Here is a 20,547-nt window from a genome sequence, read left to right on the forward strand (position 1 = left end):
AACGATGATCAAAGAACTGCTTTCTAATGAGTATGTCGTTCCCCTCTTAATTGGGATTTTTGCTGGAATTGTAACACGACTGTATTTACTTCGGACAGATTACCGCCAATATCCTACCTATCCTCATGGTAAGCTAATCCATGTAGCACTTGGGATTATCGCCTCCGGATTGGGTGCGGTTGCTGTACCATCCTTTTTAAAGGAGGATTACACGGCTATTACGTTTCTAGCCCTTGCCGCCCAACAATTTAGGGATGTTCGTAACATGGAGCGAGCGACATTGACGGAAATAGATAAACACGAGCTCGTTCCACGCGGTGGTAGTTATATTGAAGGGATCGCCATGGTATTTGAAGGGCGTAATTATCTGGTTATTTTCTCTGCATTTTGTACTACGTTTGCAACCGTACTGTTCAACTGGTACGGAGGTGTAATAGTAGGTATGCTCACCTTGTTGATTTCTCGCATATTCAAATCGGGAAAGTCCCTGAAATACTTAGCGGATGTAGAGCCTGCTACCATTCGTCTAGATGGCGTGGATTTATATGTAGATGACATATACATGATGAACGTGGGATCTCCAGAGGCTCAAGAGATTATCAGGGAACGTGGTGTAGGTTATGTGCTTATTCCTAAGAATGCCAATGCGAAAGTAACTATTTCACATCCAGGCCAGCGTCAGGCGATTATGCACGATGCCTCAACCATACTAGGGATTTATTCAGACGAAGGCGAACCATCTCTTACTCCTCTTATAAAGCGTGATCTGAAAACTGGTCGCATGGGAGTCTTTTTGTTGCCTTATGAGCAGGGAGTAAAAAAAGGACAGAGTGTACTTGAAAATACGCCTGTTATCGAAAGTGCCATTCGTATGCCTAGTGAAGCAAAGGTCAATCAGCCAAAGGGGAGTTCATCATGAGTGCTGGCATTCTGGCAATCATTACAACGAGAAAAGGGGATGTAGCAGGTGGAGCTCCCATCTTTTTTGCAAAGGATAGCAAGGAGATGCAAGATATCGCGTTTACACTAGAAAAAATAACAGATGCAATGATTCATCAAATTACACCAGAAATCCTGGTCATTGTTAGGCACAAGTAGAATATGGTATGATTAATAGATGAAATAAGTTAGCAGAGAGAGAGTGTTGTGTAGTATGGGATTACCAGTAGTTGCAATCGTTGGTCGCCCGAATGTGGGTAAGTCAACGATCTTTAATCGATTGGTTGGCGAAAGAGTTGCTATTGTAGAGGACAAGCCAGGTGTTACACGTGACCGTTTATATGGAAAAGGTGAATGGTTGAACCGTGAATTTCACGTTATTGATACAGGTGGAATTGAGTTTGCCGAGACAGATCAAATTTTAACGCAGATGCGCTATCAGGCGGAATTGGCGATCGATGAGGCGGATGTCATCATTTTGATCGTAGATGTACGCTCTGGAGTGACGGATGCTGACTTGAACGTAGCACGCATGCTAAACCGAACAGGCAAACCAATTGTATTAGCCGTCAATAAAGTGGATAATTTTGAAATGCGTAATGATATTTTTGAGTTTTACCAGCTTGGAGTGGGAGAGCCATTCCCGATCTCAGGGTCACATGGTCTTGGACTAGGTGATATGCTAGATGAGGTTTTACATCACCTTCCTCCTATGGGTGAAGAGGATAAACGCGATGACGTGATCCGCGTTTCCATTATTGGTCGTCCAAATGTAGGAAAATCTTCTTTAACCAATGCAATATTGGGTGAAGAGCGAGTTATTGTTAGTGAAGTAGCCGGAACAACACGCGATGCTATCGATACGCCTTTTGAACGTGATGGTCAGGAGTACGTGTTAGTAGATACAGCTGGTATGCGTAAAAAAGGCAAAGTGTACGAGAGCACGGAGAAGTATAGCGTGATGCGTGCGCTTAAAGCGATTGAAGACTCCGATGTCGTACTCGTTTTAATTAACGGAGAGGAAGGCATTATCGAGCAAGATAAGAAAATTGCTGGATATGCACATGAAGCAGGTCGTGGGGTTATCATCGTTGTTAACAAATGGGATGCCTTGGAAAAAGACGATAAAACAATGCAACGCTTTACGGAACTGATCCGCGATGAGTTCAAGTATTTGTCGTATGCACCGATTGTTTACGTTTCTGCTAAGACAAAACAACGCGTTCATACCATTTTACCAAAAGTAAATGCCGTGGCAGATTCCCACACTATGCGCGTGAATACGTCAGTATTAAATGATTTGATTACGGACGCAACTATCATGGCTCCTCCGCCGACAGATAGAGGAAAACGTCTTAAAATTAATTATACGACACAGGTTGCTGTTAAACCACCAACGTTTATTGTGTTTGTAAACGATCCTGAGTTAATGCATTTCTCCTATGAAAGATATTTAGAAAATAAAATTCGTGGAGCGTTTGAATTTGAAGGAACGCCAATCCGTATTTTAACCCGTAAGAAAACATAGGGAGTGGAGAATGCAATGATGGTGCTGATTTCTCTCGTCATCAGTTATTTGCTCGGTTCCGTTAGCTTTAGTTATTTAGTAGCAAAAAAAATGGCGGGTATCGACATCCGAAGTCACGGTAGTGGGAATGCTGGAGCGACTAATACGCTCCGCGTTCTCGGTAAAGGTCCTGCGATCGTTGTTTTGCTATTGGATTTGTTAAAAGGAGTGCTAGCAATGTTCATTACCCATTGGCTTACCGATGGGAATGCCGTGGCGTACGCCTTCTCTGGTGTTTTAGCGATCGTAGGCCACAATTGGCCAATTTTTTATGGATTCCGCGGTGGAAAGGGTATTGCTACAACAGTTGGGGTAGCTCTGGCCTTATCGCCACTAGCATTTTTGATTTGTACGATTCTGACTATTATTTGTATTGCTATTACCAAGTATGTCTCTGTGGGATCATTGCTTTTTGTTACATTATTTCCTGTATTGATTTGGTTTTTTAAACAGGACATTTATGTTTTTTGGATTACCTTGGCGATTCCTGCATTGGCTTATTATCGGCATTATTCCAACCTTGTTAATTTGTGGAACGGAACAGAACGCAAACTTGGTGATAAATCGAATAGGAAACTAAGCTGAGTGGAGGGAAGAATGTTGACCAAACGCATAGCAGTGATTGGAGCGGGCAGTTGGGGTACCGCGCTAGCTTCCGTCTGTGCAGCGAATGATTTTCACGTGACATTATGGGTTCGTGATCAAAAAAATGCACATGAAATCAACATAAACCATACCAACGAAAAATACTTACCAGGAATTACGTTACCTGATACGATTGTGGCAGAAACGAATCTACAACAAGCTGTGACCGGAAAGACGGGCATTATCTTGGCGTTGCCTTCAAAAGCGATGCGAGAGGTAGTAAAACAATTATCTCCGTGGTTGGACCCTAATGTGACGCTCATTCATGCGACGAAAGGTTTTGAGCTAGAGAGCTTGAAACGCATGTCAGAAGTGATCAGAGAAGAGGTACCAAAGGAGATTGGAGATCGCATTGTCGTATTGACAGGACCAAGTCACGCTGAAGAAGTGATTCAAAAATCACCAACAACAGTCGTTGTAGCTTCTGAGTGTGAAGACAGCATGCTAAAAGCTCAAGATATTTTGATGAACTCCTACTTCCGTGTCTATACGAATCCTGACATGATTGGTGCTGAAATTGCTGGTGCTTTGAAAAATATCATTGCACTTGGAGCTGGGCTTAGCGACGGATTAGGATATGGGGATAATGCAAAAGCTGCTTTGTTAACCCGTGGTTTAGCTGAAATTGGACGTTTAGGTGTCAAATTGGGGGCTAATCCTTTGACGTTTGCTGGGCTTGCTGGAGTAGGTGACTTGGTGGTGACGTGTACCAGTAAGCATAGTCGCAACTGGCGAGCTGGCTATATGCTAGGTCAGGGAAAAAATCTCGATGAAGTACTTGCTCATATGGGAATGGTTGTAGAAGGTGTGCGGACCACCAAGGCTGCGCAAGCTCTAGCAAAGCGAGAAGGCGTAGACATGCCAATCACCAATGTATTCTATAATGTGTTCTTTGGAGATTGCTCCCCACGTCAAGCAGTTGAAGAGTTGATGGGGCGAGGTCGTCGACTTGAGCTAGAAGATATCGTTCGTTATAAAGAAAAATAGGCATTACACCATTTTTGCTCCTGCCTCATACACTAAAGAGAGTTCCCATTGTAATCATTGGGACGTATGAGGAGGAGTTAAAACATGAATAATGGAATATCTAGACGCTTATTAAACAAGTTAACGGGCAAGGTTAACGTAGATCAATCACAGCTGTTCCAGCTTGCTAGTTCTTTTAATAAAGAGGATATTCAAGACGAACAGAAGCTACGCCAGTTGATTCAGATGGTGTCCATGATGAGTGGAGTGGCTATCAGTCCGGAAAAGGAAGAGGAGATCATGGGAATGGTTCAAAATGGTTCTTTTAATCCCGATGACCTCTCTGGCATGCTTGATAAGATGAAATAGGCTCCTTTTATCAACAAATGGGCCGCTACGCTAGTTCCCAGCCTTACACAATCACATAGAGTAAAATAGGAACAATCATGGCTCTACAGGGACATGGCTGCTCTAACCAAGCAAGAAAAAAAGAGGGGGCTGATTACCCCTCTTTTTTTCGTTTGCCAGAATCACTTGAGGATTGCGTCAGAAGGCTTTGCACCAATGGAGATTGTAACAACCCCAACAATTGTCCAATGTCTAGTCCGCTAAATGGGTTGGATGCATTTTCTTTGACAGGACCTTCCTCTTCACTCTCCTCCTCGTCTTCAAAGAGGAAGGCAGACTCTTGTTGCTGTTTTTTTCGCTTGCTAGGGGTTGCTACACTCGCTGGTTCACTGCTCTCTGTCTTGTTTATCTTCCCGAATGATTCCAACATCTCCATCGCACCAAAGATCGACTCCATTGTATCTTCCATTTGGCGAATTGTCGTGCTGATTCCTCTGATGTTACTTCTCACTTTTGTGACAGAAGTTCGCAGATCAAGGTTACTGAGAACATCCAGTGTTGGCAGTTTTGATAAAATTCCCTTTTTTTGAGGAACTTCTGGCACGATTGGTTCTTGTACAGCGACAGTTACAGCTTCTTTGGCTTTTGTTTTGGCTTTATTGGCACTCGGACGAGAAGGTTTTTTATTAATGGTGACGTAAGGATTTCGCCATTTCCGCTTACTCATGCAACTCCCTCCAAATGGGCGTGGATTATCTCAATATCATATGCCACTGCTCTTAAATGGGTTCGTGACCCGGATAATTATGCTATAATCAGGCTAAAAAGAAAAAGTAAAGGACGCAAAAGAATATGTACATTGACCCCATGACTAAAATGAATATTTCGCTTCTTGCGATTTTTCTTATGTTTGTGTGCAATTTACTCTTATTATTCTCACGTAAAAAAGCGGGGACATTCCTAGGTATCATTCTGAAAATCTTGGCATTTCTCATGCTGTTGCTTGTGTTTGGTATGATTTTAATCGTGTTGCTAGTCTAGGAGATGATAGAATGAAAGAAATGACATTAGTTACTAAGCTAGGGACTTCTCATGAAGTGCCTATCGAAAAAAATATGACTATTGTAAAATTAGCAAAAAAAAATAAAATCCAATGGGGTCATGCATGCGAACGCGGAATCTGCGCACAATGCCGCACCAAAGTTTTGGAGGGGGCAGAATTTCTTAATGAAATCACAAAAGAAGAGAAGCTACGTCTGAAGAAAGCAGAGCGTCAGGAGCATTTTCGTTTAGGGTGCCAAATCCAAGTGAAGGAAGAGGGAACCATACGAATATGGCATGCCCCATACTAAGTGAGGAAGCAAGCATGACAAAAGTAACATTTTATCCAAGTAAAAAAACCGTAAAAGCACGTTCTGGGCAAACCATTTTGCAGCTTTCCCGGGTAGCTCGTGTAGCCATACCTACCCGTTGTGATGGGAATGCTGCTTGTATGTTATGCAAAATTACGATTGAACAGGGCAATGTCACTCCGCTCTCCGCTAGCGAAAAACGTAAGCTATCTGAGCGTGATCAAGTGCGGGGGATACGTTTAGCTTGTCAGACGCGTGTGACAGAAGAGGATGTTTGTATTCGTGTTCCTGAGTCTAAATGGAAATCAGTTGTAGAGAAAGCCTTGGAGCGTCAACGCCTTGAGGAGGAAGAGTGGTAGGAGGAACAGCATGATTCAGAAAAAGATTAGATTTTTCGCTGTTTTACTGTTGGTTTCGAGTTTCGTAAGCGGTTGCTTATACCCAGCAGATAGAAAATCCGAAAATCAAGTGCCTCACCCTATGTATGTAGAGCAGACACAAAAAGCGGTTGAGCAACTTCAGGAACAAGATGGCATTTTACCTATTGTCACAAAGGATGCATCGACGCCTTACTTTGAAAAATATGAAGTGGATTTTACCAGATTGGTTCCTAAGTATATGCCTGATGCCCCAGCTAATGCTTTTGAAAAAGGGGGAAGCTTTAAGTACGTTTTGGTGGATGTGGAAGAGAAGCCACAGGTCAAGCTCATAAATCTACCTACAGTCAGTACGGTAGCAGATGTGCAACAAGCTGTCATTCGCTATCAGATTTCTAAAGATAAGCTACCTGTCAAGGATCACATTGGCAATGGGTATTTCTCTATTCGCTATGATCTTATTGGGATGAAGGAGCCGGTCATTGCTAGCCCGTACACACAAAATACTCTCTCATTAATCATGAATGCGAAAGGTGAAGTGGGGATTGATTACACGATTGATATCGCTACGCTGTTACGTGAAAAGAAATGGAATGTACCAAAGGGAACTGATCCGCGTTATGTGCTAGCTCGGGAAACATTTTTTGTGCCTGTGAAATCCTTTCCTTACAAGCTGGTTAATAATGAACCTGAATTATTGAAGTTATAATTGTGGCGTCTGCATATAGCAGGCGTCTTTTTTAGTTCTAAAAATAACATTTACTCATATATTGATACTGTCCACAACACTTGTACAAAAAAGATAATGTAAAATCTTCGAAATCAGGGATAAATGAAAAAAAGAGCCATAGATTTAAATAGACAATCACAAGGAGGTTTTCGATGGTGGAACGAATCGATATCTTTAAAGACATAGCAGAACGTACGGGCGGTGATATTTATCTTGGGATTGTGGGTCCCGTCCGTACTGGTAAGTCAACCTTCATTAAACGGTTTATGGAGCAAGCGGTCATTCCTAACATTCCATCCGAGGCGGATCGTATTCGTGCCACGGATGAACTACCGCAGAGTGCTTCTGGCAAAACCATCATGACGACCGAGCCCAAATTTGTACCCAACCAAGCAGTACAAATCAACGTAACAGAAGGCCTAAATATAAATGTGCGCCTTGTGGATTGCGTAGGATATACGGTAGCTGGAGCAAAAGGGTTTGAGGATGAAAATGGTCCTCGCATGGTAAATACACCTTGGTATGAGGAACCGGTTCCGTTTGAAGAGGCTGCGGAAGTAGGAACGCGGAAAGTCATCCAAGAGCATTCCACCATCGGAATTGTCGTGACCACAGACGGCAGCATTGCTGAAATTCCTCGTGAAGGCTATGTGGACGCAGAGGAACGTGTAGTAGCCGAATTGAAGGAAGTAGGCAAGCCTTTTGTGATCTTAATTAATTCGACGCGCCCACGCTCAGAAGAAACACAAGCACTACGTCTCGAACTGCAAGAGAAATATGATGTCCCGGCTGTGGCTCTCTCCGTTGATTCCATGACGGAGTCGGAAATTCTCTTGATTTTAAAAGAAGTATTATTTGAATTCCCTGTACATGAGGTAAACGTGAATCTGCCAAGCTGGGTCATGGTGCTGGAAGGTGGCCACTGGCTGCGTCAGAACTATGAAGAAGCAGTAGGAGAGACCGTAAAAGATATTCGTCGTCTACGCGATGTGGACCGCGTGGTAGGGCAATTTAATGAGTATGAATTTATTGAAAAAGCCGCATTAGCCGGTATGGATATGGGACACGGTGTAGCAGAGATTGATTTGGTGGCACCGGATTATCTGTACGATCAAATTCTTATGGAGATTGTTGGAGAGGAAATCAGTGGCAAGGATCATTTGCTCCGAATTATGCAAGAATTTGCCCATGCCAAACGCGAATATGATCAGGTGGCAGAGGCTCTGCATATGGTACGTTCCACAGGCTATGGCATTGCAGCTCCATCCCTACATGAAATGACTCTAGATGAGCCGGAAATGATTCGCCAAGGACCACGTTTTGGCGTGCGTCTAAAAGCTACAGCGCCGTCTATTCACATGATCCGCGTTGATGTGGAATCTGAGTTTGCTCCGATTATTGGTACGGAGAAACAGAGCGAAGAGCTCGTGCGATATTTGATGCAAGACTTTGACAAAGATCCGCTGGCTATCTGGAACTCCGACATCTTTGGTCGCTCCCTGCATTCCATTGTGCGCGAAGGTATACAAGCTAAGATTTTAATGATGCCTGATAATGCTCGCTATAAGCTACAAGAGACCCTTGGACGCATTATTAACGAAGGTTCAGGAGGACTCATTGCCATCATCTTGTAAAAAGGTGAATTCATTATATACGAAACCCTGTTCTCTCTTTATGTAGTAGGAGGAGAGAACAGGGTTTTTTGCTATCGGAGAAAATAATGAAACAAAGTTTTTTCGTTGTACAAGCCCAGAGTGATGAATGTTTTTGAATGTGTTTGAGTGGCTTTTTTACGAGCTTTATCCTGCTAGAGAACTGTTTTTCGCATTTCAAGTGGAAAAGTCTTGTAAAAATAAAATCTCTGTATTACTATAAGCTTGTCAGAAGGCATAATTACGCCATTCTGCGTATAAAATCAGCTGAATCTGTTAAGACATGTAATACCATACATGCAACTCCAAGTTTTGAGGGGAGGTGAACGTAATGAATAAAACAGAACTCATTGCAAAAGTAGCTGAAACGTCTGAACTAACTAAGAAAGACGCTACAAAAGCAGTTGACGCTGTTCTTGATGCGATTTCTGATGCGCTAAAAGATGGTGACAAAGTCCAATTGATTGGTTTTGGAAACTTCGAAGTGCGCGAGCGTGCTGCTCGTAAAGGCCGCAACCCACAAACAGGGGAAGAGATCGAGATCGCTTCCAGTAAGATTCCTGCCTTCAAACCTGGTAAACAGCTGAAGGATTCAATCAAATAGATTGAAGCTCCAAGATCTTACATATAAAAGGTCCCCAAGAGAAGTAGCGCGTTATTAGCTGACTTCTTTTAGGGACCTTTTTTGGCGGTCACAAATTTATGAGTCATCTGATCGTAATGAAATGTAACTCAAGTTTTTAGAGCGTTGGAAGCCTGGTATCGTTGCGCTTTCTTTATCTTAATTTAAAATTTCTTATGATAAAGGATGAAAAAGAGATCCAATTACGATATATTAAAAAGTGAGTTTCTACACATTAGTGTTTTGTATTTTTATATAGGGTATGATAAAATTGGCTTGTTCTTGTTGCGAAGGGTTTGAGGAGGCTGTCATTATGAATGTAGATCACGAAAAAATCAAACAAGCTGTTCGAATGATCCTAGAAGCTGTTGGTGAAAACCCAGACCGCGAAGGCTTATTGGATACACCAAAACGCGTAGCAAAAATGTACGCAGAAGCTTTTGAAGGCATGAGTGTTAACGAAGAAATTTACTTCGAAACCATATTCAGCGAAGATCATGAAGAAATTGTACTTGTTAAAGATATTCCTTTTTATTCTATGTGTGAACACCATTTGGTACCGTTTTTCGGAAAAGCGCATGTAGCTTACATACCAAAAGGTGGACGAGTTGTAGGATTGAGTAAGTTAGCACGAGCTGTAGAAACCGTAGCGCGTCGCCCACAATTGCAAGAACGCATTACTTCCACAGTAGCTAACGCGATTATGAAGAAGCTAGATCCACACGGTGTTATGGTGATGGTAGAAGCAGAACATATGTGCATGACTATGCGCGGTGTGAAAAAACCGGGTTCTTCTACTGTAACTACAGCTGTTCGTGGAGTGTTCGAAAAAGATGCTAATGCACGTGCAGAGGTTTTACAATACATCAAAGCTTAGTGTCCTGTCGCGAAGAGCGAGCCGATTTTACTTCCTATGATAAGAAAATGAAAACCCGCTCTTTCCTTGGAAAGGCGGGTTTTAATGTGTTATCACGAACCAACTTTTGATTGATCATGTAAAAGCGCACCACCTTTAACGGCAGTGCGCTTTTATAGAAATTAGTTTGTACCTGTGGCCCAGATAGCCTTTTGACCTAAGTATATAACCACGTTGCCATCGTTTTGAACAATCAATCTTGCGCCAGGATTATTGTAGGTTCCGGAATGCCAAATTGCATTAGGGTATCCGTATATCACTAGGTTGCCGTCTCCCTGCATAATTACGTTACTAGTAGCGGAACCGTTTGTGTTAGAAGCCCACAAAGCTCTACCCCTTCCGTAAAGTACGAGATTCCCGTCATCTTGCAAGACGAATTGATACTCGCCATTTGAAGACTTTAGATACTGTCCTTTGACAAGCTTTTCACCCGGATATAGATGGTCTTCTCCTGAAGCCGCGAAGGCCGGGATGCTGAACAGCAACATCATGGCAAGGAGAAAAAATGAAGCAGTAACCTTTCTTAACACATGAAACACTTCCTTCCATATGAAATATTGTTACATGGGAATAATATCATATATTTCTAAAAATTACCAATATAATTTTTATGAATAAATTATTTATTAAGTATTCATTTTGCTGAGTAACTTTTTCCGTGTTTTTTGTATTCTATTAAAAAAGAAAGATAAGGCAAGGCATGGACAATTTATAGATACTCGGTATGTGGATCAACCGCCACCATGCAGCGCTACATTGCGAGAGACGCGCGACTCTATAAGGTTACGAAAAGCGTTCTATATTGTAAGCATTGTAGTAACGGCGTACTTGTTTATCATGTTTATATATAATTTAATTTCTATTTAATTAAAAGTCCTCTCACACCCTCGTTCATTCACGATAGTCAACGGAGGCGACAGAGCCTTGGAAACTATTACATTGGTTAATCGCGGTGGTAGCGCTGGTTATCTCGATCGCTGCGTTGGTACAAGCCGTAAAAAATCGCAGGTAGTCGTCGGATAACCGGCGGCTTTTTGTATTTGGAAGGATTTTGAAAAATCCGTGTCGAATAGTGTAGGCAAGGAGATGGATAGGATGAAAATAGCTTTCGAAAGCTTCGGCTACGTGCCTGTCGTTGGAGGGCGCTTTTTTGTTTTATTAACTAGCCTGGAACACTCGTGATTTTCATCATGAGTGTTCCAGGCTTCGGATAAGGCATGTCTTTTGACAACTGAACATATGGAATTGCAGGAGGAAAGGCCCTCTTGTGTAAAATGTTCAAGCACATTCGCCCTCTCTAGCTGAAAAGTGAAAATCAAGAAGCGGTAGGCTAGAGAGCAGAGTCCAACGTACAAGGTGTTGCAATAACCGAACTGCGGGGTAGCCTGCTTAATTTCGCTCATTGGAGCGTTCAGCGCAGGAATCTCGTGGCTTTAGGCATGGGCATGAGAGATTCATTTTACGACTGCTAATGCAATGTAATAATTTTGTAATGTTTGTTTATCAATTAGTTCGTTTTTTATATATTTTACATGCAAATCATAAAAATTTTGATTTTCTTTTAAAATAAAACCCACATTTGCTAGGTCTTCTGTTATTGTAGATAAATTAAAACCCATTTTAACAGGTTCTCCTATTTTTTCTAAATACTCTAGCATATTTTTAGTATTTTCAGTAGGGCCATGTTTACTTACATACTTCTCGTCATTATAATCAAAATAATCAAATATAACGATACTTCCTGAAGGTGCGAGATTGGAAATAGATTGTAATGTTTCAAATACTGCTTCCTTGGTTAGATACATCGTTACCCCTAACCAACTAAAAAAACTAAAGGCATTTGAATCAAATGATTGTTTCATTCCATCTTTTACATTTGTTTTCATAAAATCGATTGGAATATGGATTAGATTCTCTGGTATGTGCCATTTCAACTCTTTTACTCGATTCAATTTAAACGATTGAGTAGCAGGATGATCCACTTCAAAAACTTTGAGTTCGTTTAATACCTCTTTGTTCCTAAAACCAAAAGAATCCATGCCTGCACCCAAAATAACATATTGTTGTAATCCTTGATGAATAGCTTTGTGAAGCTCATCTTCTGTATACCTGTATCTTGTCATCGTCATGTTTAATAAACGGTTAAAGTCATGATCTACATTCATTTTTTCTGCTTCGTGACTAAACATTTCATATTCTTTTGGTGTTAAAAATTCATAAGCTAAATGATCATTAAAAATGGGTTCTTTAATGTTTTGTGAATAGTAAGCTCTTAAATAAGTCACAAACTTAGCGGTATGGCTCTCTTGATTATCAATCACAAACTCTCACCTACTCTCATTTTTTAAAACACATACGATATAATATGCAAACCACGGCTCCGTTTATGTGAAAAAATGTAACAAAAAACCTCTCGTGCCTTTAGCCATGAGAGGTGCAAATTGAAGAAAAAATAACGCAGTGGTTCGCTTCCTCATGTTGCAGGGGTGCGCGCCTATATGGTAAAATGGATTTGTTTAGGAGAAAAATTGACTTTGAGAGCAACAGAAATCTCCAGAAAAACCCCGTCAAATCAACGTTTTGTGGTCGGGCTGACTCCGTAAAGATGGTGTAGGGTTGTCCACCTGTTTAAAAAAACGTGCGGTATTTTTCCGCATCGGCTTGCTATAATACCAGCGTCTCTTTGTTCGGTATTTACCGAAAGGAGGCGTTTTTGTTATGTCCGATAGACGGACGGGTAAACGTCCGAGATTTAGGCGCGAAGCTATTAAGCAGTGCTATGAGAGTTCACTGCGTAGTCTCTTTGATACCTTTTATGGGGCGAAGATGGCGGAAGGGCGATCAGAGCGCACATTAGAAATTTACCGAGAGAACTTTCGTTTTTTCTGTGATTTTTTAACGGAGAATGACATCGAACTCGATATCGGGAAGATTACTTCGGATGTGATAAGGAACTATATCATGTGGATGCTGGGCACCAAGAGAAAATGGGAGGGGCATGCGCACAAAAATGAGAAGGACAAGACTATAGGTCTATCGCCCGTTACAGTTAATACGCGATTGAAACCTCTTAGAACACTGTTTAACTATCTCAAAGAGAATGACTTAATTGAGACAAATGTGTTTGAAAAGATTCCAAAGGTCAAAGAACCAGAAACAGACATAAAGATATTCAGTGTAGAACAGTTGAAAAAATTACTCAATACCCCAGATAAGCGTAGTTATGCAGGATTTAGAGATTTTGTCATAATGAATCTTTTAATTGATTCTTTTATGAGAATCGGAGAAATTGTATCTATAAAAAAATCAGATATAGACTTGAGGCTGGTATTCTTACTCTTAGTGCAAAGCTAACCAAATCTAGAAGGAGCAGAATAGTTCCTTTACAAAAAAGTACGTTAAAACTATTAAGAGAGTTAAATCAGGAATGTGCCGATTTTGGGTCAGATTATGTATTCTTAACAAATTATGGAGAGCCTGTAACTACTAATCACATTAGGCAACAATTAAAGAAACACGCGAGATCAGCGGGTCTTGAGATAAGAATATATCCCCATCTCTTCCGGCATACAGCAGCGACACTATTTCTAGAAAATGGAGGTGACATGAGACACCTTCAAAAAATTCTAGGGCATGCGGACATGCGTACCATCATTAAATATACCCACCTCTCCCAACGATCGATAATAAATCAACATGAGCAGTACTCCCCATTAAAACAAGTAATAGACCCATTAAATAAAGATAGAAGAATTCTACGCTAGTCCTTCGGGGCTGGCGTTTTTTTTCATAAGTTCGCAATTTCTTGGAAAGGGTTTCCTTTTATCTATATCGAACACATACTGAGAGGGGGTGATCTTATGAACGTAGGAGAGCACGGAAAACCAGCGTTTGGGCCTGTCGAAGGTAATTAGCATTTGAAGATTGGATTTTATCACATTTAAATATAAAAGATTTACATAGGAGGAACATAGTTGGCCGTACTAGGAGCAACTTCTATAATTATATTTTTTATTGCTATAGTCGTCGTTATAAATCCAAAGTGGTTATCAAGGGGAAAATTTAATCTCACTAGAAAGCACGGTCTACTGGTTTTATTGTTATCATTCACGAGCTTCGTGTGCGCGGTTGCCTCAGACAAACCAACGGATACTATCTCGACAACAAGTAGTGTACAGAACGAGGAGCAACCGAAAATACAAATTGATGATAAGCTGATACAGAGGGCGACTGAATATGTAAAAAGCGGAGATTATGTAAAAGATGCCGCGATTGCAGTTGAGGGGCCCAGAGCTAGCCTAGTAGTGACAGTTGATTACGCAGTTAATAAAGAGACTGCTAAAAACATTGCAGATAATTTCGTGCGTACCCTCGGATCAGAGGCAGGTGGTAAATCGCCAACCAGGGATTACTACGGAGAAGTTTACGATTATTATGATATTTTAGTTACAGTCATAACGCCTGATGGAAAAGAAGTATTACTAGGCGCAAAGGTTACTTCTGCTTCGAACATCAGATGGAATAGCTAGGGGAAGGTTTCTGACTCCCTAGCTATTTTTTTTTTTGAAAAAGTGTGCCACGGATACTTCGGGCGTCGGAGTATTGCATGAAGGAGAAAATTTATCGTGAAATGTCCCAATTTCAACGATCCCATTGCCCTATTAATAGTAAAGGCAAAATTATTTCTCCCGAAAGTGTGCGAACTTGTTGTCGCGTACGATTAAATAAGTAATTACCTAAATCGGAGGTGATCCCGTAAATGTCCGTATCAGCCGAACAAAATCTCGTATCAGTCGAAACGCAATCCGAATACTCCGTAACCAACGGCCGCCGAGAAACGCGCATCTTCCTTAAAATGTACGTCGACGCCGTCCACTCTGGTTTGCTCGCAGACATTGGCGACGAGAACTGGCGCACACTCTGCGTAATAGCCGCCTTCATGAACGAACGAGGCGAGTGCTACCCGACGCAAGAGATGATCGCGCATAGACTCGGTGTCAAACGGGAAACGGCGAATAGGCGAATCAACCGCCTGCTGAAATATCGATGGGATGGGCGGGAGGTGGTACGCGCGTCAAAAGTTAGGGGCGGCGCGATGGGAAGTGGCAGAATACGCGTTATACGGTGCTTCCGATAAGCCATTTAGCGATATTCAACGGGGCTACGTGATGCGCATGTAACATGGTTAAGCATCACATGGCACGAACGTCACACTAACAAGAACTAATCTTTAACAAGAAAAAGATAGCGCTCATTCGGATACAAGGATCCTCTACCGCGCGGTCATTATTAGATAAGAGATAACAATGTAGAAGACTTGCAACGCGACCTAGATATATACATACATGAGGACCGTTGAAGATTATTCGAAGAAGAAAGGAGAATTAATGTGGAGATTCAAAGTAAAGAGTCCGCGTCAACTCTCTCAAACGACATCACCATTCTCACCGCGGAAATCAATTCCTATAAACAAATAGCTGGACAGGCAATCTTTGAAATTGGACTGAGATTAAAGAAAGTAAAAGAAGAGAAACTTTCTGAGATATGGGGTGGTTGGACAAAATACTGTGACGATATCATTAAGGTTCCTGTCCGCCATGCAAATAAATTTATCTTGATTGAGGAAAGGTTGGGAGAAAAATGGTCGACGTCGACCACAATCGGATTCGAAGTTCTTTACCAGCTCGCAACGCTATCACCAGAAGAACGTGAGCGCCCGCACACAATTCCGTCCACAGGCGAGACCAAGTCCGTAGATGAAATGACCGTCCGTGAACTCCGCGAAGTCAAACGGGCACTCAGGGCGGAAAAGGAATCGCGCGAACTAGCGGAGCGTCAGCGGGATGAGGCGTTGGAATCGGCACAAAGGCAACATCTATCCCGTCATGGGGAGGCGGTGTGATTGTTGCTAGTTGTGGTGAGAGGGCGGACGCTCATTTCATTGCCGAAGCTCGTGACGGATGGCCTCACGCTATTGATATAGCATGCGTATTTGATGGATGGAACTACGGTGAAATAACAATTGAGGAGGCGGCTTGATGATCGGACTAACTCGCGCAGAACGCATACTTGATATCCGCACACGGATCGACAATCATATCGCGGATCACGGAGACCGACCATCGGCGGATTGCTTAGCTGTTTGGGCGGACGTCATATTGCGAGAGGAATTAACGGATATGAACCCGGATAAGATGACAAATACGGAGTACCCGTTTATGAGTGAGCGCCAATTTCAACGAAGGCACTCGAAAGAGGCGGGGCTTGTAGGATTTTCAGATATATGCGGAACGGATCGTAGGAACCATCGGAAGCCAACAAGAAGGAATCGTACTGGCTATGAGCTAGGATTCGTGGATATAAACGCTAAGTTACGGAACCTGGATAAACAACGACAATATAACGCATTTAAACGAGGGACATACCGTTATGATGGCGGAGATTTACGTTACTTAGATTACGGAGGGAAAACGTACAAAAATGCGGCAATCTAGCGCCTTCTGAGCAACTAGACGGCTATAGAGTTGAAAAGTCAGTGAAGTTCGAGTACATCTGTAATCCCAACGCCTAGCACTTCGCATATTTTCGCAAGGTTATCGAGCTGTAGGCGTTGCGTTTCATTCTTGCACATGCCGTTTATGGTCGCGAATCGGATGTTAGTCATGCGGGAGAACTCCCGTTGAGTGATCCTACGTTCTTTTAAGATAGCGTCGAGTTTTAGTCGGATTTGCAACGCGAACACCTCCGGAGGACGGGTAATGGTGGAGGTCGTGCTACTGGTGACCGCGCTGATAAAACTTGGCAACTGCGGTAGTCAACTATCGCAATGGCAGGCGAAACGGCGACGGTTGGAGCCTAAAGTAAAGACCCCTTACGTTCGTGGCGTAAGAGGTCGGTCAACAAACGGGTTTGGGAGCCTTACGGTTCCCTGCCCTCACCATTATCTTATTCCAATCATACCCTCGATATACTCGATAGTCAAAGGAGGACAGGCGTCCTCTTTCGACTCACGGAAGGAGGTAGCCAATGAGTAGCTTTGAGGTTAACTACTCAGTTTTTGGAGTTGCCCGATATGACAGCAAAGTACACGTACGCGCTGAGAATGAGAGCGCAGCACACGACAATGCCTTAAAGGTACTGAGCGGATGCGTTACGGAAGGCCAGTTAATATCCATCGTCTTGGTTCATCGAGAGTAAAGAAGGGTGGAGGAACCGTGGAAACTATTACATTGGTAATCGCGGTGGTAGCGCTGGTTATCTCGATCGCCGCGTTGGTACAAGCCGTGAAAAAACGCAAGTAGTCGTCGGATAACCGGCGGCTTTTTGTATCTGGAAGGATTTTGAAATCTTCTTGTCGAAAGGTGTAGGCAAGGAGGTGGATAAGGTGAAAACATATAAACACAGTGTAGATCCGGATTGGGACGCAGGCCCTCGTTGGAAAACGGCTCCTGAATGGACCGGCGACTCCGGCCATTAGTATAAGGAGGTTACGCGACATGACTAATCCAGAATGGCATGACGATCCCGGCCACTAATCAAAGGAGGTTATCCTATGACGGAACCAGATTGGATTTTAGACCCCGGTTGGTACGCAGACCCCGGGTATTAAACAAGGGAGGAACCGATATGATTTACGATAAGAGTTGGCACGATGATCCTAACGGTATAATTGATTGGGTACTTGATCCCGGACACTGATAAAAGGAGTGTACACGGCATGATTGAACCAGAATGGCGTGATGATCCCGGATACTAAAACGAAGGGGGAACCGCGATTGATCTACGATACAAATTGGTGCGACGATCCTAGAGGTTTTATTGACCCCGGATACTAATTAAAGGAGGCTACGGAGTATGACCGAACCAGAATGGGCAGTACAACGTAATTGCAATACGGGCGATCCGGGCTATGTCGACGATCCCGGTCACTAAGTGAAGGAGTGTGCGTTATGGCAGAACCAAATTGGACGGACAATCCCGGACATTAATACAAGGAGTGTAAACGGCATGGCAGAATCAGATTGGGACTATGACCCCGGATATTAATCGTATCAAAGACCAACCGAGTCTGCGGACTTGGCTGGCGCTGGTACTCCGACCTTTCGGGCTACGAGCGCTAGAATATTCGGATTTGACGAGGAATGCACCGCCTTTATGTCGAAAGTAATAGGACAAGAGGAGGTGTTTATATGTTCGATCTACTGCGTCCGTCAATTAACAACATAGTACTTGTATTAACAATGATCCCAGTTGCGTTATTTGCGTTTAAAGTTGCTTTAGACTGGGTAAGTGAGTAGTTCGAAGGGATATTTTAATTACGAGTCGCCATTTATGGCTGCTTTTTCTATTTTAAGGGAGGCGACGTGATATGGCGGAAGTACCTCCAGACATAATACCTCGATTGAAAGCTTCTATTTTCATTTAAAAACAAAAGCTCTATAGCCCTATGAGATACGAGATATACAAGATGCTAAAAGAAGAATTGAGGATTACATTCATTTTTACAATCAAGAATGTCTTCAAATGAATTAAAAAAACTGACGACTAATGAATTTAGGCGTCAGCTATGGGCCTATCGGCCGGGGAGTTAACTGTATTCTAGCAATTACGAACTCAAAAGATAACTTTACTATTACTTATATTTTTTATGTGCCTGAACACCCAAGAAAAGAAGCCCGATATTAATTAAATAAAATATGCTTTCGGTTTCTATTAGATAATGATTTCCTTCTAAACTACTCAAAAAAATATACAGATAAGAATTAATAGTAAAGATCATCAAACATAGCACGAATATAAGTATCTTCAAAAACTTACCCCCAGAAAAAATTTAAAGAGTTTATTAATTAGTAGTAAGTCTTAATCTGTCGTCTTTATAGAAATATTTCACATTATATTTATGTTTCAAGTCAGCCTCGTTTGAACCAGTACTAAAACTCAGCCAAAATTCATCCCATACCTGGAGGTTAACGGAATTCCAATCAGTACCTTTATCAATGTATGCTCCTTGTGAGAATTGAAACCCTTTCTGGAAGGTAACATAGTCATAGGGATACATTGTCCATACAGCGTGATTATTTGACATGGAGAATTCATGTTTTAGAGTCAAAGGTGTAATGAAATCGGCTGACAAAGTTATATATTTATTAATAGCAATAGACATACCACTTTCTCCTTTCAAATTCTGAGGCTGTGGTTTATGCATCAGTCCATCATATCTAGCTATCCATTGAGTTTTGAATGTCCATGGTTTAATTCTGTTATTCCCACTAGTAGGGCCCAAATACTCATGATCAGCTTGCATGTAAGTATAGACATTTGAACCTGAACGCGGGGCTTCATATACTCTAAATATAGTCAACCAATAAGAATCATTAGTAGACCACGCATGATTCACTTTAAGTGCTGAAGCTTTTGGTTCATAGGTTCCCATAGCAAACGGGACTAGACTATTAGGGGAATTATTCGTCTTCTTCTTCGTCTTCTCTTTAGCATAATAACTATCTAAAGTAGCTTCAATTACTTTTTCAATACTATCTTGTTTATTCATATTTTTCGGCATTATCGTATCAATTGAACTTATGATATAAACGGGTATTTCTTTATCTCCATCTTGAATTAATCCGTACGCATCAATCTTAGAAGTAGGTTTTCCATCGTCGTTTAAAGAAGAAGACTTTTCATCTGATTTAAAAGATTGAAACTTCTCCATTTCCTCATCTTCATTACTATAATAACTGTCTATAGTTTCCAATGGAACTAGTTCAGTATCCACGAACGCAACACCATTCTTTTTTAAAGCTCTTTCAAAATCTTTTTTTGTAGTATGTAACTCATATTCACTATTCTCTGCATGGACAACCACGTTAGGAGAAAAGACAGAACTAAAAATAACACTTGACAAACCTAAAGTAATCAAAAAACACTTTTTCAAAAAAAAAACACCCTTTCTTTCAATTATTTATCAAAGATTTAATCTATGTCTACCCACCAAGAGTTCAATTAGGTAGTAACTTTATTTAAACAGCTAATTGGATTTGAGTCAATTATTGGAAACAAAAAAGATAAGTACTAGGATGCTTTCCTCCGCAAATCTTCCACTTCTTGAGGTGTTTTGTAGCCTAGGCTGCCATGTATTCGGGTTCGTCTTTCCGCGGACATTATTGGAGGAGTACGCGAGTCACAGTGGCGGGGGCTAGACGATGAGGTTAAGGCATTCGCGATCGAGGAACGGGAAGAAGTGCGAAAGGTACACGACGGTTTTAAACGTAGATTAAACGAGAGCTTCTGACGAGTGCCTTCCGTCGGGAGCTTTATTATAGTTTACGTACACTAAATGCGGTCGAGGGACGGCGTCATGAGCCGTTCTTACTGCGTATCGCTCCACGCATTCGGCCGCAGATTTACCTTATGGGAGCGTAAATATAACGGAT

At 41.9% G+C, this 20,547-nt stretch carries 22 protein-coding genes and 3 pseudogenes; 20 read left to right on the top strand and 5 right to left on the bottom strand.

Translation table 11 applies throughout. From position 1 onward, the window contains the following. Nucleotides 1–4: 4 nt before the first annotated feature. From EEL30_16535 to EEL30_16560, 6 genes are all read left to right on the top strand, one after another. Nucleotides 5–919 carry a hypothetical protein gene (locus EEL30_16535; GenBank protein ID QDX93762.1) on the top strand — a complete coding sequence of 305 codons (915 nt, stop codon included), beginning with the start codon at nucleotides 5–7 and terminating at the stop codon, nucleotides 917–919. Then, nucleotides 916–1,098: a hypothetical protein gene (locus tag EEL30_16540; GenBank protein ID QDX93763.1), complete on the top strand. Its 183-nt coding sequence runs from the start codon at nucleotides 916–918 to the stop codon at nucleotides 1,096–1,098. Before EEL30_16535 ends, EEL30_16540 begins: the two co-directional genes overlap by 4 nt. A 55-nt stretch (nucleotides 1,099–1,153) precedes the next feature. Next, entirely contained in the window at nucleotides 1,154–2,467 is a 1,314-nt protein-coding gene (locus tag EEL30_16545; protein QDX93764.1) for a ribosome biogenesis GTPase Der, read from the top strand. Nucleotides 2,468–2,485: 18 nt separating this feature from the next. Beyond that, nucleotides 2,486–3,091, top strand: a complete 606-nt coding sequence (gene plsY / locus EEL30_16550; protein ID QDX93765.1) for a glycerol-3-phosphate 1-O-acyltransferase — start codon at nucleotides 2,486–2,488, stop codon at nucleotides 3,089–3,091. A 12-nt stretch (nucleotides 3,092–3,103) separates the two neighbouring features. After that, nucleotides 3,104–4,138 carry an NAD(P)H-dependent glycerol-3-phosphate dehydrogenase gene (locus tag EEL30_16555; protein ID QDX93766.1) on the top strand — a complete coding sequence of 345 codons (1,035 nt, stop codon included), beginning with the start codon at nucleotides 3,104–3,106 and terminating at the stop codon, nucleotides 4,136–4,138. 84 nt (nucleotides 4,139–4,222) lie between these two features. Then, the gene (locus tag EEL30_16560) at nucleotides 4,223–4,486 is read left to right on the top strand and encodes a hypothetical protein (GenBank protein ID QDX93767.1); all 264 of its coding nucleotides are present in this window, start codon (nucleotides 4,223–4,225) and stop codon (nucleotides 4,484–4,486) included. 133 nt (nucleotides 4,487–4,619) lie between these two features. On the opposite strand, the gene EEL30_16565 is transcribed toward EEL30_16560, so the two are convergent. Continuing rightward, on the bottom strand, nucleotides 4,620–5,192 hold the full coding sequence (locus tag EEL30_16565; GenBank protein ID QDX93768.1) for a hypothetical protein: 573 nt from the start codon (nucleotides 5,190–5,192) through the stop codon (nucleotides 4,620–4,622). Nucleotides 5,193–5,317: 125 nt separating this feature from the next. On the opposite strand from EEL30_16565, the gene EEL30_16570 reads away from it, so the two are divergent. From EEL30_16570 to folE, 7 genes are all read left to right on the top strand, one after another. Further along, nucleotides 5,318–5,506 carry a DUF2768 family protein gene (locus EEL30_16570; GenBank protein ID QDX93769.1) on the top strand — a complete coding sequence of 63 codons (189 nt, stop codon included), beginning with the start codon at nucleotides 5,318–5,320 and terminating at the stop codon, nucleotides 5,504–5,506. An 11-nt stretch (nucleotides 5,507–5,517) separates the two neighbouring features. Further along, nucleotides 5,518–5,817, top strand: coding sequence for a (2Fe-2S)-binding protein (locus EEL30_16575; protein ID QDX93770.1), 300 nt, complete (start codon nucleotides 5,518–5,520; stop codon nucleotides 5,815–5,817). 14 nt (nucleotides 5,818–5,831) lie between these two features. Continuing rightward, on the top strand, nucleotides 5,832–6,176 hold the full coding sequence (locus EEL30_16580; protein ID QDX93771.1) for an NADH:quinone oxidoreductase: 345 nt from the start codon (nucleotides 5,832–5,834) through the stop codon (nucleotides 6,174–6,176). A gap of 10 nt (nucleotides 6,177–6,186) precedes the next feature. Next, entirely contained in the window at nucleotides 6,187–6,903 is a 717-nt protein-coding gene (locus EEL30_16585) for a hypothetical protein (protein QDX93772.1), read from the top strand. 176 nt (nucleotides 6,904–7,079) lie between these two features. Continuing rightward, nucleotides 7,080–8,558, top strand: a complete 1,479-nt coding sequence (gene spoIVA / locus EEL30_16590; protein QDX95795.1) for a stage IV sporulation protein A — start codon at nucleotides 7,080–7,082, stop codon at nucleotides 8,556–8,558. Between the two features lie 349 nt (nucleotides 8,559–8,907). Next, nucleotides 8,908–9,180 carry an HU family DNA-binding protein gene (locus EEL30_16595; GenBank protein QDX93773.1) on the top strand — a complete coding sequence of 91 codons (273 nt, stop codon included), beginning with the start codon at nucleotides 8,908–8,910 and terminating at the stop codon, nucleotides 9,178–9,180. Between the two features lie 331 nt (nucleotides 9,181–9,511). Further along, entirely contained in the window at nucleotides 9,512–10,075 is a 564-nt protein-coding gene (gene folE / locus EEL30_16600) for a GTP cyclohydrolase I FolE (protein QDX93774.1), read from the top strand. A 161-nt stretch (nucleotides 10,076–10,236) separates the two neighbouring features. Here folE and EEL30_16605 read toward each other — a convergent pair whose 3' ends face one another. Both EEL30_16605 and EEL30_16610 read right to left on the bottom strand, forming a co-directional pair. Then, a complete protein-coding gene (locus EEL30_16605) occupies nucleotides 10,237–10,644 on the bottom strand; it encodes a lectin (GenBank protein QDX93775.1) in 408 nt (135 codons plus the stop codon). Between the two features lie 924 nt (nucleotides 10,645–11,568). Continuing rightward, nucleotides 11,569–12,435: a class I SAM-dependent methyltransferase gene (locus EEL30_16610; GenBank protein QDX93776.1), complete on the bottom strand. Its 867-nt coding sequence runs from the start codon at nucleotides 12,433–12,435 to the stop codon at nucleotides 11,569–11,571. Between the two features lie 469 nt (nucleotides 12,436–12,904). Here EEL30_16610 and EEL30_16615 point away from each other — a divergent pair. The 5 genes and pseudogenes from EEL30_16615 (at nucleotide 12,905) to EEL30_16635 (ending at nucleotide 16,608) form a co-directional block, all read left to right on the top strand. Then, a pseudogene (locus EEL30_16615) lies at nucleotides 12,905–13,878 on the top strand (integrase). 210 nt (nucleotides 13,879–14,088) lie between these two features. Beyond that, on the top strand, nucleotides 14,089–14,643 hold the full coding sequence (locus tag EEL30_16620; protein QDX93777.1) for a hypothetical protein: 555 nt from the start codon (nucleotides 14,089–14,091) through the stop codon (nucleotides 14,641–14,643). 230 nt (nucleotides 14,644–14,873) lie between these two features. Then, nucleotides 14,874–15,283, top strand: a pseudogene (locus EEL30_16625) (helix-turn-helix domain-containing protein). Between the two features lie 226 nt (nucleotides 15,284–15,509). Further along, nucleotides 15,510–15,947, top strand: a pseudogene (locus EEL30_16630) (hypothetical protein). Nucleotides 15,948–16,152: 205 nt separating this feature from the next. Beyond that, a complete protein-coding gene (locus EEL30_16635; GenBank protein ID QDX93778.1) occupies nucleotides 16,153–16,608 on the top strand; it encodes a hypothetical protein in 456 nt (151 codons plus the stop codon). A 38-nt stretch (nucleotides 16,609–16,646) separates the two neighbouring features. Here EEL30_16635 and EEL30_16640 read toward each other — a convergent pair whose 3' ends face one another. Next, on the bottom strand, nucleotides 16,647–16,847 hold the full coding sequence (locus EEL30_16640; GenBank protein QDX93779.1) for an XRE family transcriptional regulator: 201 nt from the start codon (nucleotides 16,845–16,847) through the stop codon (nucleotides 16,647–16,649). A 25-nt stretch (nucleotides 16,848–16,872) separates the two neighbouring features. Here EEL30_16640 and EEL30_16645 point away from each other — a divergent pair, with 25 nt between their 5' ends. Next, complete coding sequence (locus tag EEL30_16645) at nucleotides 16,873–17,148, top strand: hypothetical protein (GenBank protein QDX93780.1); 276 nt, start codon at nucleotides 16,873–16,875, stop codon at nucleotides 17,146–17,148. Between the two features lie 481 nt (nucleotides 17,149–17,629). Continuing rightward, entirely contained in the window at nucleotides 17,630–17,812 is a 183-nt protein-coding gene (locus EEL30_16650; protein ID QDX93781.1) for a hypothetical protein, read from the top strand. Between the two features lie 1,144 nt (nucleotides 17,813–18,956). Here EEL30_16650 and EEL30_16655 read toward each other — a convergent pair. Next, on the bottom strand, nucleotides 18,957–20,048 hold the full coding sequence (locus EEL30_16655) for a hypothetical protein (protein QDX93782.1): 1,092 nt from the start codon (nucleotides 20,046–20,048) through the stop codon (nucleotides 18,957–18,959). Nucleotides 20,049–20,547 lie beyond the last annotated feature (499 nt).

This window comes from Brevibacillus laterosporus, from assembly GCA_007833815.1.
In the GTDB taxonomy this organism is placed as follows: Bacteria; Bacillota; Bacilli; order Brevibacillales; family Brevibacillaceae; genus Brevibacillus_B; species Brevibacillus_B laterosporus_D.

What these genes read in the sequence shown, in the direction of transcription:
- EEL30_16535 (QDX93762.1), top strand. Translation starts at nt 5, where the DNA reads ATGATCAAAGAACTGCTTTCTAATGAGTATGTCGTTCCCCTCTTAATT.
- EEL30_16540 (QDX93763.1), top strand. Translation starts at nt 916, where the DNA reads ATGAGTGCTGGCATTCTGGCAATCATTACAACGAGAAAAGGGGATGTA.
- EEL30_16545 (QDX93764.1), top strand. Translation starts at nt 1,154, where the DNA reads ATGGGATTACCAGTAGTTGCAATCGTTGGTCGCCCGAATGTGGGTAAG.
- plsY (QDX93765.1), top strand. Translation starts at nt 2,486, where the DNA reads ATGGTGCTGATTTCTCTCGTCATCAGTTATTTGCTCGGTTCCGTTAGC.
- EEL30_16555 (QDX93766.1), top strand. Translation starts at nt 3,104, where the DNA reads ATGTTGACCAAACGCATAGCAGTGATTGGAGCGGGCAGTTGGGGTACC.
- EEL30_16560 (QDX93767.1), top strand. Translation starts at nt 4,223, where the DNA reads ATGAATAATGGAATATCTAGACGCTTATTAAACAAGTTAACGGGCAAG.
- EEL30_16565 (QDX93768.1), bottom strand. Translation starts at nt 5,192, where the DNA reads ATGAGTAAGCGGAAATGGCGAAATCCTTACGTCACCATTAATAAAAAA.
- EEL30_16570 (QDX93769.1), top strand. Translation starts at nt 5,318, where the DNA reads ATGTACATTGACCCCATGACTAAAATGAATATTTCGCTTCTTGCGATT.
- EEL30_16575 (QDX93770.1), top strand. Translation starts at nt 5,518, where the DNA reads ATGAAAGAAATGACATTAGTTACTAAGCTAGGGACTTCTCATGAAGTG.
- EEL30_16580 (QDX93771.1), top strand. Translation starts at nt 5,832, where the DNA reads ATGACAAAAGTAACATTTTATCCAAGTAAAAAAACCGTAAAAGCACGT.
- EEL30_16585 (QDX93772.1), top strand. Translation starts at nt 6,187, where the DNA reads ATGATTCAGAAAAAGATTAGATTTTTCGCTGTTTTACTGTTGGTTTCG.
- EEL30_16595 (QDX93773.1), top strand. Translation starts at nt 8,908, where the DNA reads ATGAATAAAACAGAACTCATTGCAAAAGTAGCTGAAACGTCTGAACTA.
- folE (QDX93774.1), top strand. Translation starts at nt 9,512, where the DNA reads ATGAATGTAGATCACGAAAAAATCAAACAAGCTGTTCGAATGATCCTA.
- EEL30_16635 (QDX93778.1), top strand. Translation starts at nt 16,153, where the DNA reads ATGATCGGACTAACTCGCGCAGAACGCATACTTGATATCCGCACACGG.
- EEL30_16645 (QDX93780.1), top strand. Translation starts at nt 16,873, where the DNA reads ATGGTGGAGGTCGTGCTACTGGTGACCGCGCTGATAAAACTTGGCAAC.
- EEL30_16650 (QDX93781.1), top strand. Translation starts at nt 17,630, where the DNA reads ATGACGATCCCGGCCACTAATCAAAGGAGGTTATCCTATGACGGAACC.